Raw genomic sequence first — 13,063 nt, forward strand, 5'->3', positions numbered from 1 at the left:
CAACCTGGGAATTGGACATGCACGCCGAAGCGACAATTTTCGAGCCGAGCGACTGGGTTCCGAACAATCAGCGCCTTCCTGTGCTGCTTTACACGGGGCTTGTTGACGACTACGGACATTGCGATTTCGAGGATCGCTTCGCGGCAAGCGGTTGGACAGGCATCTGGACAAACGGTGTTTTCGATTATCAGCACTACCATGCCGGCGCACACGAGGTGCTCGGAGTTGCACGCGGTAGCGCCACCCTTCTGATTGGCGGTCCCGGCGGTCAAGCCATAAAGGTCGCGGCGGGGGATTGTTTGGTGCTTCCGGCCGGGACAGGGCACCAAAATCTCGGCTGCACGTCGGACTTCCAGGTGGTCGGCGCTTATCCCAAGGGACAGCATGCCGACATTCAGACTTCGGCTGCATCCAGCGACATGCTGGCAAAAATCGCATCCGTACCCCTCCCCCACAGCGATCCGGTTCAAGGTCCGTCGGGATTTCTCACCAAAAAATGGCGGTAGCTGTTTGCCGCCCAATCACGCGGCCACCATGACGACCCAATGCATGTCGCCCGGAACTGTGCACGGTTCCGGGACAACGACATGCATAAAAACAAAGAGCTAAAGCGCGTCGCATGAATCAAATTTGATGCGGCGCGCTTTAGCCGACACCAAGAAACTGCCTGAGCTCGGCAGTCTGCGGATTGGCGAAGACATCCTCCGGCCGGCCTGCTTCGTGGACCCTGCCCTGATGCATGAAGACGACGCGACTGCAGACGTCGCGGGCGAACTTCATCTCATGCGTGACCATCAGCAGCGTCATTCCCTCGGCGGCAAGCTCGCGCACGACGGCCAGAACTTCGGCGACCAGTTCCGGATCAAGCGCCGACGTAATCTCGTCGCAGAGAAGCGCGGTCGGCTGCATTGCGAGCGCGCGGGCGATGGCGACTCGCTGTTGCTGGCCGCCCGAGAGCTCATCCGGATAAGCGTCGAACTTGTGCCCCAGCCCCACCCGCTCCAGCATCTTGCGGGCGGTAGCTTCTGCCTCGGCCTTCGCGGTCTTCTTGACCACGGTTTGCGACAGCATGACATTGCCGCCGGCGCTTAAGTGCGGGAAAAGGTTGAATTGCTGAAAGATCATGCCGACCTTGAGACGCAGTGCCTTGAGGTGCACCTCATCGTCGAGGAGCTGCGCACCGGCCACGGAGATGGAGCCGCTGGTGATTGTCTCCAGTCCGTTGATGCAGCGAAGCAGGGTCGATTTGCCCGAACCGCTCTTGCCGATAATGGCGATGACCTCCCCCGGCTCGACATCGAGATTGATGCCTTTCAGCACCTCGGTGGCGCCAAAGCTTTTGTGGACGTCAGTGATTTCGATGAGCGACATTGAGTTTTCTCTCCAGGACCTGGCTGCTTTTCGACAAGGGCCAGCAAAGGGCGAAATAGATGAGCGCCACGAGCCCATAGACGGTGAAGGGCTGGAAGGTGGCGTTGGTGACCACGGTGCCGGCCTTCGACAATTCGACGAAGCCGATGATCGAGGTCAGCGCCGTGCCCTTGATGATCTGAACGGAGAAACCGACGGTCGGCGGTATGGCGATCCTCAGCGCCTGCGGAAGGATGACGTAACGCATCTGCTGCAGACGCCCCATGCCGAGACTGGCGGAAGCTTCCCATTGCCCCTTCGCAACCGCTTCGACGCAGCCTCGCCAGATCTCGGTGAGAAAGGCGGCGCTCCACAGGATCAGCGCCAATCCCGCGGCAAGCCAAGCCGGCACGTCTATTCCGAAGAGGCCGAGACCGAAAAAGGCGATGAAGAGCTGCATCAGCAGCGGCGTGCCCTGGAAGAGCTCGATGTAATATTTTGCGAGTACCCTGGCGGGCTTGCGCCTGCTGATGCGCAGGAATAGCAGACACAAGCCAACCATACCGCCGCCGACGAACGAGACGAGCGAAAGAAGGATCGTCCAGCGGGTGGCGAGCAGCAGGTTGCGCAGGATGTCCCAAAGCGTGAACGTGATCATCGCACTGCCCTCCTCGGGAAGATGAACCAGCCGATCAGGCCCAGCACCTGCCGGAGCAGGATCGCCAGCGCGAGATAGATTGATGTCGAGACTATGTAGGCCTCGAAGGCGCGGAAGGTTCGCGATTGTATGAAATTCGCGGCGAAGGTCAGATCCTCGGCGGCGATCTGCGATACGACCGCTGAGCCGAGCATGACGATGACCACTTGCGACGACAGCGCCGGCCAGATGCGCTGCAGCGACGGCACGAGAACGACGTGGCGGAAAGTCTCGAAGCGCGTCATGGCGAGGCTCTCGCCTGCCTCGAACTGGCCTTTTGGCGTTGCCTGGATGCCGGCACGGATGATCTCGCAGCTATAGGCGCCGAGGTTGACGACCATGGCAAGATTGGCGGCTGTCAGTTCGGAGAGCTGGAGGCCAAGCGATGGCAGACCGAAAAAGATGAAGAAAAGCTGGATCAGGAACGGGGTGTTGCGGATCAGTTCGACATAGGCCGCGACGACCGGCTTCAGCCAGACCGGGCCGAGCGCCCGCACCCAGGCGCAGAAGATGCCGAGCGAAATGCCGAGCACACCGCCGATGGCGATAAGCTCCAGGGTAATCAGCACACCCTTGATGATCTCGGGATAATATTGAAGCAGCCAACCGAATTCGAAATGGTAGCTCAAGGAATGTCCCCTCTTGCGGTGACGGAGCGCATGTCATCCCGCGGCCGCAGGAGACATGCGCAAGATCCAGGTTTGCTTACAGATCGGACGGCAGATCGGCGCCGAGCCACTTCTGCGATATCGCGTTCAGCGTGCCGTCGGACTTGGCGGCGGCGATAACGCCGTTCACCTTCTCCAGCAGGCCGGACTGTTCCTTGCTGAGGCCGATGTAGCAGGGCGAGTTCTTGATGAGGAACTTCAGCTCAGGGCGCTTGGGAGGATTCTTGGCGAGGATCGCAGCCGCCACGACGTTGCCGGTGGCAATGATGTCGACCTGGCCGGACAGGAACGCCGAGATGGTGCCGTTATTGTCCTCGTAGCGCTTGATTGTCGCATCGGCCGGCGCGATCTTTGTCAGCTCGAGATCCTCCACGGCGCCGCGCGTGACGCCGATGCTCTTGCCCGCGAGATCTTCCGCCTTGGCGACCGCAAGATCGGCCGGTCCGAACACGCCGTTGAAGAAGGGCGCGTAGGCGACCGAGAAATCGATAACCTTTTCGCGCTCCGGATTCTTGCCGAGACTTGATATGACGAGATCGACCTTGTTCGTCTGCAGATAGGGGACGCGGTTGGCACTCGTGACCGGCACCAGCTCGGCTTTGACGCCCAGCTTTTCGGCAATGAGATTGGCCACGTCGATATCGTAGCCCATCGGCGCCATATCGGTGCCGACGCTGCCGAAGGGCGGGAAATCTTGCGGGACTGCGACACGCAGGGTACCGCGCGCCGTAATGTCAGCGAGAGCATCGGCGTGAGACGGCGCGTTGAAGCCGAAGGTCGCGGCCAGGCCCGCGATTGCGAAAAAGACTCGTCTTGTCAGCATGTATTCATTGCTCCTTTGAGGTTGTGGTTTTTAAGTCTGACTGTCGGGAGACGGCGGACGCGGCCTTTAGCGGAAGCGACAGGGAATTGCGCAGATCCGAAAGCGGATCCGGGCGCGCCGTGAGGTCGAGGCCCATTTCGACTTCATCAAGATGTTCGACGGCAAGCGCCGCAGCTCTGCCGAAATCGCCTGCCTGCATTGCCTCGAAAATGCGGCAGCGCCCCTCGTGGGACTGTGCTGCATGAAATTCGGATTGATAGAGCATCGAAATGAGGATTGTCCTCGCGGTCAGGTCGCGCAGGATATCGACGATGATGGCGTTGCCGCTCAGTTCCGCGACGCGGATATGGAAATCGCCCATCAGATAGGTCAGGCGCTGGCGGTCGCCCGCCGCCATCGCATTTCGTTCCTCGTTCAGATGCGCGTCGAGAGCCTTGCGCCCCTCCTCCGTCAACTTGCGCATGCTGCGCAGCAAACCGGCCTCGACGATGCGCCTTGCCTCATAAACCGCGATCGCTTCTTCGGCGGACGGCTCGACGACAAACCAGCCCCGCCGGGGGCTGACATGCACGATGCCGCGCGTCTCCAGGCGCATCATGGCTTCACGGACGCGGGTTCGGGACACGCCAAAGAGTGCCGCCAGCTGGTTTTCGCCAAGCCGCGTACCGGGCCTGATCTTAGCGGACAGGATGCCGGAGACGATCGTCGCCTCGATGGACTTCTGGTTGGTCTCGGATGTGTGGCTATCTTGCATACAAGACAGAAAGCAAAGCGCATGCCAAAATCCTGTGCTTAGGATTTTCGGCACGCCTCGGATGCTTTGCGGAAAATATGCCTGCCGGGAATGCAGACTGAACGTAATTTAAGCGAGCGCGGCCCCGTCGCCGACCTGCCGCACGCTTCGCCCCGTCTTAGTTGAAGCTCGAGGTTTTGAGAAATTCGGCCAACCGTTCGGTCCTCGGACGTACGAACATTTCCTTCGGATCGCCCTCCTCGCAGATGACGCCCTGGTTCATGAAGATGACGCGGGACGAAACCTCGTAAGCGAAACGCATCTCATGGGTGACGAGCAGCATGGTCATGCCGTCGGCGGCAAGCCCCTTGATCACCTGCAGCACCTCGCCCACCAGTTCCGGGTCGAGCGCCGAGGTCACCTCGTCGAACAGCATCAGCCGCGGCGACATGGCGATGGCGCGGGCGATCGCGACGCGCTGCTGCTGGCCGCCGGAGAGCTGACCGGGATAATGATTGGCGCGGGCAGCGAGGCCGACCCGGTCGAGCCATTTTTCCGCGATGATGCGGGCTTCCGGCTTCGTCATCTTCTTCACCTTGACGAGCCCGAGCATGACGTTTTCGGCGGCACTCATATGCGGGAAGAGATTGAACTGCTGAAAAGCCATGCCGGTCAGCGCACGCTGGCGCGCGATCTCCTTCTCGCTCTTGCGCCGCCGGGTCGCGCCGTCGACGTGATAGCCGATCTCCTCTCCGTCGAGGCTGATCGTGCCGCCCTGGAATTCCTCGAGCATGTTGACGCATCGCAACAAGGTGGTCTTGCCGGAGCCGGAGGAGCCGATGATGGAGATGACCTCGCCTTCCTGCACGGCGCAATCGACGCCCTTGAGAACCTCATGGATGCCGTAAGTCTTGCGCAGACCCTTGATGTCGAGAATGGTCTTGGCCATCGGTAGGCTCCTCAGGACGGCAGGGCGGTCTTGCGCTCGACATATTTGCCGAAGTGCTCGATGCCGTAGTTGACGATGAAATAGAGACCGCCGGCCAGAAAATAGAACTGGAGGCTCATGAAATTGCGGGAAATGATCTCCTGCGTGCGCAGGAGAAGCTCGGCGACGCCGATGACGGAGAGCAGCGTCGAAGCCTTCACCATCTCGGCCGCCGTATTCACCCAGGCCGGCAGGCACTGGCGCATGGCCTGCGGCCACAGCACCGAGGTGAAGGTCTGGGTAAAGGTCAGGCCGATCGCCTTGGCGGCTTCCGTCTGCCCCTTCGGGATCGCCTGAAGCGCTCCGCGTACGATTTCGCCGACATGGGAAGAACAGAAGATCGCAAGAGCGAGCACGCCGGCGGAAAACGGCCCCAGATCGAGACCGACCGCGGCGGAGACATAATAGCTTGCCAGCACGAGCACGAGCACCGGCGTGCCGCGGATGATATCCGTATAGGCGCGTACGAGGAGGCGTAAAATCATGCCGCCATAGACGAGCGCCAGCCCGACGAAAACGCCGAGGACGGAACCTGCGAGAATGGCCAGCAGCGAAATCGACACCGTCATCGCAATGCCGTTCATGATGACGTAGCGGGCGATCCAGAGTTGTTCGAGGAAAGCGTGAGACATCGGGACTATCTCGGCAGGGCCAGACGGCGCTCGACGAGGCGCATCAAGGCGGCGATGATGAAACAGGTCGCGACATAGAGGGCTGATGTAACCATCCATGTTTCAATGACGCGGAAGCTCTCGACATTGATCTTGCGGGCGGCAAAGGTCAGCTCGGGCACGGCGATGGCGGCGGCGAGCGAGGTGTCCTTGAAGAGCGAGATGATCGTCGAGGAGAGCGATGGCAGCACGTTGCGCAGCATCAGCGGTGCGATGATCGAGCTGCGGATCTGCATTGCCGTCAGGCCGATGGCGAGGCCGGCTTCCGTCAATCCTCTCGGGATCGACAGCAGTCCGGCGCGGAACACCTCGGCGAGATAGGCGCCGGAATAGAGCGAAAGAACCAGCACGAAGCTTTTCATCTTGTCGAGGCGCAAGCCCATCTGCGGCAGCGCGAAAAAGGCGAAAAGCACCAGGACGAGAATTGGCAGGTTGCGAATGACAGTGACATAGACGCGCGCCGGCACGAGCGCGAAGCGGCTCCTCGACGTCAGCGCGAAAGCCACGACAAGACCGATTGCGGCCCCGATCAGGATCGAGATCACGGCAAGGCCGAGGCTGAGGGCAAGTCCGCTCAAGAGAAAGTCGAAATTGCGCCAGACGGCTGCGAAATTCAGTGTGTAACCCATACGGGTCCTTTCAGACCGGAGCATGCCGCCGAATCCGAGCGGCCCGGAAGACGTCATGCTCCAACCATTCGATTCAGAAGTGGAGTTAGATCTTAGCCCGATCTGGACCAAGATCATCCTATTCCAGCGGAGCGGGGAGCAAGCTCCCGCCCCGTATCGCGGTCACTTGTATTCGACGGGGAAGCCGATCTGCGGCGGCGCCAGATCCTTGCCGAACCAGGTCTTGAAGGATTTGGCGTAGAAGTCGAACTCGACACCGGTCATCGCTTCGTGAAGAGCGGTGTTGACGAAGTTCAGCCAGTCCTGATCACCGCGCTTGACGGCGCAGGCATAGGTCTGTGGATTCCAGCCGTAGCCGGCATCCTTGTAGCGGCCCGGGTTCTGCGTCATGTACCAGGCGAGCGACGACTGATCCGTGGCAGCGGCATCAGCACGCCCCGACTCCAGCGCCTGATAGATCAGGTCGACGGATTCGTATTGGTCGACGGTCGCCTCCGGCAATGCCGCGTGCACCATAGCTTCGGCATAAACGTTCTGGAGAACCGAGATGGTGACCGAGGAGCCGGCAGCCTTCAGGGCGGCATAGTCGCTATATTTTCCGTCCGCCTTGAGCATCAGGCCGACGCCCTCACGATAATAGGGAATCGTGAAGGCGACCTGCTGGGCGCGTTCGCCCGTAACAGTCATGAACTGGCAGGTGATGTCGACCTTATCGGTAGTGATGTTCGGAATGCGAGCGTCCGAAGACTGGTTCACATATTCGATCTTCTCAGGATCGCCGAACAGCGCCTTGGCAATAATATGGCCCATGTCGACGTCGAAACCCTGAAGCTTGTCGTCGGCGCTCTTAAAATGCCAGGGCGCGTTGGTGCTGCCGGTTCCGAGGACGAGATGGCCACGAGCCAGCACTTCATCGAGCTTGCTGCCCTCGGCGAGCACAGGCGTCGACACCAAGGCGGCGAGGGCCAGCGACATCAGGCCAGCGCGAAAGGAAATGGTCATGGCGTTCCCCTTGTGATTGGTTTCTCTTATTCCAATATAATGGACGTATGTCTGTTTTACTGGAATGATGTATCAAGTGCCATTGGGGATGAATTGTCAATGGGCCGTGGCGAAAAACGCGCAGTTATGTGCGTGGCGATCCGGCAGCGCCGCACAGCGACGACTTATGTGCGAATCGCCGCACTGCCCCCTCCTCGGCAGACACGGAAGTGAGATCAGAGCGGCTCAAGTGAATATTCGACCTGCACGCTCTGGGCCGGCAGGTGGCTTTCAAGTCCGCAAAGATCGCAACGCAACCCCGCATTGACGATGGCGGAGCAGGACAACCTGTCGCCAATGTTCGGATCCTTACAAGTTGTTGGAACGGCCCTGCACCCCGACTTCAGCGAAAGCGGAGGCTGGTGAGTGTTCTTCAGGCCACCGCAAGTGCAGTCGGCGCATTTCGCTGCCTTTCAGTTGCCACGGCAAGCAGCGTATCGGTGGTGAAGCCGCAATTCCGGATGTGCAACCGCGACGCACTTTGGCTGGAATTGCTCCAGCAGGGCAACGCCGCGCGAAAGCTTGTCGGCAGCAGCGGTTGAAGCTTCTGGTCTTTGCTGAAAACAGGCGGGGGCCAGCTGCATATGGCCAAATCGAATCATATGGTTCTATCAATAATCCAATCAGGAATTGGAAGTCGAAATACAGAGTACGGTCGAGACCAGTGGCTCGATTTAGTTGCTGCGCCGCTTTCCGGTCTAAGCGGCCCCGATGCCGACGGCGAAGATCGCGATGCAGCGGTGAAGATGAGCAAGCATCAGCCTCCGGTCGGGCCAGGCTTGCACGCGGCCTTCCGGTGGGCCCATGCCGCCAAAGATCATATCCATCAGCATGCGGGCGCCGCTCTCCGGATCATCCAGCGACAGCCTGCCTTCCGCCCGGCGATCGCTCAGCCAGTCGGCGAGATGCTGCCGGCTGGCGAGTATGCCTTCGCGCTGGAGAATGTCGATAAGCTCGGGAAATTGCGCCGCTTCGCGAAAGACGAGCTGCAGGAAACCGGCGCGTTCCGCATCTAGGTCCTCGTCCATATCGATCATGAATATACGTTCGAGGCTCTCGGCGATCGGGATATCTTCAGCGGGTCTGGGTAGGTCGAGCATCAGGCGCCGATGTGCGCCGACCACGGCGGCGAGCAGCTCTTCCTTGCTCTGAAACAGCTTGTAGAGCGTCTGCTTGGAAACACCCGCCTCCGAGGCGACGACTGCGGTCGTGCTTCCGGCATAGCCATATTTTACGAAAACGCGGCGGGCGACTTCAACGATATGCGTCCGCTTGTCTTCGTCGCTAGAGACTTTCGGCCGCCCGCGTCTGCGCGGCTCCTCTGCGCGCTCGTCGGCAATATCCATGACGATCACACCGCTTTGCCGAAGCGCATGCCATCGATCCTGAAAAGCAGCCTGCTATTTCTGAGGGATGATTTTTCCGGTTGCGGCATCAGTAAATTCGACGGAGAGAACTAAATGGTTCTGTAATGCGTTTGCACCCAATGTCTGGCGATGGAGCGCTTATGCCGACCTTTTCAGCCGCCGCGTCAGTCTCCTCCTATTCCTATAGCAAGAGCTCGACATCCGCATCCCAAGGCATTCAATCCTGTAGTACAGTTTCGGCAAAAAAATCAACCACGAGCGGGAAGCTCGACGAAGACATCTCCAGCAGCCCGGATAAACTTTGTCGGAGTTGATATCGATTTGGCGTTAAGCCGTTCTTCCGATCAATCGGCTCCAGTTCGGAATTGCGTCTTATAAGGCTGAAGCAGATGAGGGATGACAGGTCTATGGGGCACTCGCACGTCAAAGAGGTGGAGGGCTTTAGTTCATCGGCGTTGCCTTTATGAACAGTCAGTACCCTCACCACTTCACATTGAAACTCACCTTGCCGCCGATCGAGTAGCTGTCGCCAAAGTCCTGGAGGCTGGTGCGCGCGAATGCTTCACCGTTGATGGAATAGCGCTCATCCGACCAGTTGTAGGAGCCGCCCAAGCCCAGTCCGCCCCACAGCGCTCGGTTCTCGCTCACAAATCTCGTCCCCGAGACGTCGACATCGGATCCGTCGAGGAAATCATAGTAGAGATTGGCGATTCCGTAGCCACTTGCGCGGCTCGCCCGTCCCTTGGCATCCTTCCATTCGTTCTCATAATCGACGGAAAGTCCAAGGCGGCCGAGCAGAGTGTCGCCGTCGCCAAGCGATACAGCGGCACCATAGGGATCGGTGAAGTCTTCGAATCGCACGGACGAGTAGGAAAGCTGGGCCTGCGGCGTCAGCGACCATTGGGTGCCAAGACTGATCTTCTGCCCGGCTTCGATGCTCACTGCATAGCCGAAGCCGTCGTTGCCCTTTGTCAGCGTTCTGCTCAGGTCGTCGGAATGAAGATCGCTGTCATACCAGGTCAGCTGCCCCTGAGCGTCGAGGTAGAGGCCGCTATTGCCGTACCAGGTCATGGTGCCGCCAAGCCCGTAGCCGGTGGCGTCGATGTCGCCGGTACCGCACAGAGAGGATACGTCTGCGGAAGCCGTCCCATAGTGAACGCTGAACCCGCCAATCAGGGCGCCGGCCGCGCTTTCAGCCAACGCCCCGTCCGCGCCCGTCTCAAGCTTCCAGATGTTCGAATCGTAGTCGGTGCTGGTCGTCGATGTCCCCGGCTCCAGATGGCTGTGCGCAGTCTCAATCCGTCCCCAGATGCCCAGCGGACTCGTATTCTCGTCAACGTTGCCGTCGCCGGCCGTCCAGGAGCGGCTGCCGGTGCGCTGCTGGAGAGTGCCCAACTGGTTGAAGCTCTGCAGGACACCCGCATAGGACTCATAGAGCGGCACGCCCGGCGCATAAAGCGGCGATGCACCCGCACCCGAGCCATTGATCAGGGTCGACCGCAGATACCAGTCGCCATCGCTGGGCGTGCCGACCCCGTTCTTGTAGAGCCGATAGGCATAGGCTCCTGCGACGACCGCCTGGTCGCCCTGGAAGACGTAGTCGCCCAGCAGCGAAAACGTGCCGTTCGAGGTCCCGCCGACGTCGACGATCTTGATGCCTTCGATGGTCTGCGCGCCGCCGCCGCCGACATTGACGACCTTGACGTTGGTGCTGCCCGACGCATTGCCGGTCACCACCAGCCGGTCCGTGGCCGAGGCATCGTTCCCCAGCACCGTTTCGATCTCCAGCGTGCCGCCATTGCCGACATAGTTGCCGCTCACCGTCAGCGTGCCGATCGAGTTGCCGGGGGCGATGATGCCGGCATTATCGGTGTCGCACACCGTGCCGACGCCCTGCAACCGACCGCCGGAAAGCACGTTCATGTCGCCGCACACGTTGCCGTTGACCGAAAGTGTACCGGCTTCCACCGAGGTCGTTCCTGTGAACCCTGAGCTGTCGCCGGTGAGCCTTGTCAGACCGGAGCCGATTTGCCGGATAGCACCCGAGCCGGAAATGATGCCATCAAAGATATAGGCGTCCGATCGGTTGAAGGCGAGCGTGCCGTTGTTAGTCACGTCGCCCGTGATCGAGCCGGAGCTGCCGCCGTTACCGAGCTGCAGAGTGCCGGCCGAGATTGTCGTGCCGCTCGACACCGACGCGGCGCCGTTGAGGATGAGACTGCCGCCGTTGACGGCAAGCGTGTTGGTGGCAAGGCTGCCGCCGATTTCGGCCGACCCCGAATTCATGGCGACGCTGCCCATTCCGCTGATCGCGTAGGCGGCGTCGTAGGTGAAGCTGCCGGTGCCCAAATCAAAGCTCAGCGCCGTATTGCCCCCGCCGCTGATGTTGCCGTCGATGGTGCCGCCCGTGAAAGAAAGGGTATTGGCGGCACTGCTCAGGTTGATGTCGCCGGTTACAGTGCCAGCCGTGGTAATGGTGGCCGCGCCGCCAGTTTGGCTGACGGCGATGCCCGAGGCTCCGGCATTGACGACAGCGTCGGAGCCGATGGCGATCGTGCCGCCCGAAGCAGCGGCCGCATGGATGGCGGCGCCCGTGCCGGAGCCGCCGGTCACCGTGCCGCCTGTGACGCTGATGTTGTAAGTTCCTGTGCCCTTGTTGTTGGCGAATATGCCGTCGCCGCTGCCGTTGTTCGTCACAGTGCCTCCGCTCATGGCGATGCTGGCCGTGCCAGTGCCGGCGGCGTTGTTGACCACCGCTGTCAGGGCGGGATTGGCGCCGCCCTGGACCGTGACATTGCCGGCCGTCATGGTGATGCCGGCGTTACCCCGCTCCGACTGGCTCAATACGCCCGTGCCGGAAGTCGTCATCACCGATGCGCCGCTGATGGCGACGCTGGCGGTGCCGAAAGAGGTGGTGTTGCTGACAATCGCGCGCAGGCCGACGCCGGTGTTGGTACTGACCGCGCCGCCATTCATCGTGACGGCAGCATTGCCAGTGCCCGCATTCAGGGCACTTACGCCATGCCCCCCCACACCGGTATTGGTGACCTGTCCGCCATTGAGAGTGATCACGGCATTGCCAGTACCGAGGCTGTTGTTGATTTGCGCGTTAAGCGCGCCTGTGCCGGCGCCGGTGCTTGCCGTCGTCACGCTACCGGCGTCCATCCGGATGATGGAATTGCCGGCGGTCCCGTTGTTCACGGCAAATAGGCCGTTCGTCAGAGATGCGGTCGCCTGGACTGACTGAAACAGGAGGGCATTGATAACAATGTCGTTGACGTTGATTCCGCCGCCCACGACGTAGACTGCGCCCAGACCCGCGGTCGTCTTTCGAGCAACCAGGTTGGAGTTATTGAGTACCACGGTTATGCCGTTCACATTGTAGCTGATGCCAGGCGAAGGATAACTGCTGCCAGAGCAAGTGACCACGCCACCGACCGGCGCGCCGCATTCGTTGGCGGCGTCAGCGCTGTGCGGCATGGACGCTAGCATTGCCGCCAGGGCGACCAACGATGTGGAAGAAAGCGCGGCACGAGAAATTGCGTTCCAGCTCTCGGCCCTTTTCCGGCGGACGGCGGCGCTCATCGGCAACATGATATTCCCTCGATCCTTATGTTCAATTGCATTCGGCACCAATGCCCGACGGCAAGACGGGCGCGACAAGACTGCGGCCGGTCATCCGTATCGAGGTCTTCTGGGGGTGCTCATGGATGCGTGGGCGCTGAGACGGGAGTATTCGCATCTGCGGCGGCGATCGTCTTCCGAAGCGGCGCCTCGTCCATCACCGGTGAACAATGCCGTCGCGTCGGCACAGGCTCCCGTTTCACGCGATCTTGCTTGCAGTTGCCAGGCACATCACAGTTCGAGTGCATCGCAAGCCGGCTCATATTTAAGCATTTGATAAAAAAGACTTTTCTGATCATTCACGGGAGAGAAATAACAGCATAAGTGTAAATCACAACTCTGCCGCCGGCACCAGACTAGGCGATTACCAGGCGCAAAATTCAACGTATTGTTGCGTAAAAGCCACTAGGGCGGCGCCACAGCGGCATTCGTTCCAATCGTGAACAATTCGACAAGAGTTTTAACCATATTT

At 60.3% G+C, this 13,063-nt stretch carries 12 protein-coding genes; 1 reads left to right on the top strand and 11 read right to left on the bottom strand.

Annotation, left to right across the window (positions count from 1 at the left end; genetic code table 11):
- Positions 1–17 precede the first annotated feature (17 nt).
- Entirely contained in the window at positions 18–506 is a 489-nt protein-coding gene (locus PYR71_RS23365) for a cupin (protein WP_275621018.1), read from the top strand.
- Positions 507–645: 139 nt separating this feature from the next.
- Here the strand turns inward: PYR71_RS23365 and PYR71_RS23370 are convergent, their stop codons facing one another.
- The 11 genes from PYR71_RS23370 to PYR71_RS23425 all read right to left on the bottom strand — a co-directional run bounded on the left by PYR71_RS23370 (position 646) and on the right by PYR71_RS23425 (position 12,552).
- Positions 646–1,371, bottom strand: a complete 726-nt coding sequence (locus PYR71_RS23370) for an amino acid ABC transporter ATP-binding protein (RefSeq protein WP_183934633.1) — start codon at positions 1,369–1,371, stop codon at positions 646–648.
- On the bottom strand, positions 1,349–2,008 hold the full coding sequence (locus PYR71_RS23375) for an amino acid ABC transporter permease (protein ID WP_275621019.1): 660 nt from the start codon (positions 2,006–2,008) through the stop codon (positions 1,349–1,351). The genes PYR71_RS23370 and PYR71_RS23375 overlap by 23 nt, the downstream gene beginning before the upstream one ends.
- Positions 2,005–2,676, bottom strand: a complete 672-nt coding sequence (locus tag PYR71_RS23380; protein ID WP_275621020.1) for an amino acid ABC transporter permease — start codon at positions 2,674–2,676, stop codon at positions 2,005–2,007. The genes PYR71_RS23375 and PYR71_RS23380 overlap by 4 nt, the downstream gene beginning before the upstream one ends.
- Before the next feature lie 76 nt (positions 2,677–2,752).
- Entirely contained in the window at positions 2,753–3,538 is a 786-nt protein-coding gene (locus PYR71_RS23385) for a transporter substrate-binding domain-containing protein (RefSeq protein WP_275621021.1), read from the bottom strand.
- Between the two features lie 4 nt (positions 3,539–3,542).
- Entirely contained in the window at positions 3,543–4,292 is a 750-nt protein-coding gene (locus PYR71_RS23390) for a GntR family transcriptional regulator (RefSeq protein WP_275621022.1), read from the bottom strand.
- A gap of 157 nt (positions 4,293–4,449) precedes the next feature.
- Positions 4,450–5,220 carry an amino acid ABC transporter ATP-binding protein gene (locus PYR71_RS23395; protein ID WP_183934638.1) on the bottom strand — a complete coding sequence of 257 codons (771 nt, stop codon included), beginning with the start codon at positions 5,218–5,220 and terminating at the stop codon, positions 4,450–4,452.
- A gap of 11 nt (positions 5,221–5,231) precedes the next feature.
- Positions 5,232–5,891: an amino acid ABC transporter permease gene (locus PYR71_RS23400; RefSeq protein ID WP_183934639.1), complete on the bottom strand. Its 660-nt coding sequence runs from the start codon at positions 5,889–5,891 to the stop codon at positions 5,232–5,234.
- A 5-nt stretch (positions 5,892–5,896) separates the two neighbouring features.
- Entirely contained in the window at positions 5,897–6,559 is a 663-nt protein-coding gene (locus PYR71_RS23405) for an amino acid ABC transporter permease (RefSeq protein WP_275621023.1), read from the bottom strand.
- Positions 6,560–6,721: 162 nt separating this feature from the next.
- Positions 6,722–7,561, bottom strand: coding sequence for a transporter substrate-binding protein (locus tag PYR71_RS23410; RefSeq protein ID WP_275621024.1), 840 nt, complete (start codon positions 7,559–7,561; stop codon positions 6,722–6,724).
- A 737-nt stretch (positions 7,562–8,298) separates the two neighbouring features.
- Positions 8,299–8,946, bottom strand: coding sequence for a TetR/AcrR family transcriptional regulator (locus tag PYR71_RS23415; protein ID WP_275621025.1), 648 nt, complete (start codon positions 8,944–8,946; stop codon positions 8,299–8,301).
- A gap of 501 nt (positions 8,947–9,447) precedes the next feature.
- Positions 9,448–12,552, bottom strand: coding sequence for an autotransporter family protein (locus tag PYR71_RS23425; protein ID WP_275621026.1), 3,105 nt, complete (start codon positions 12,550–12,552; stop codon positions 9,448–9,450).
- Between the last annotated feature and the right edge of the window lie 511 nt (positions 12,553–13,063).

The organism is Rhizobium mulingense, from assembly GCF_029194105.1.
GTDB lineage: Bacteria > Pseudomonadota > Alphaproteobacteria > Rhizobiales > Rhizobiaceae > Rhizobium > Rhizobium mulingense.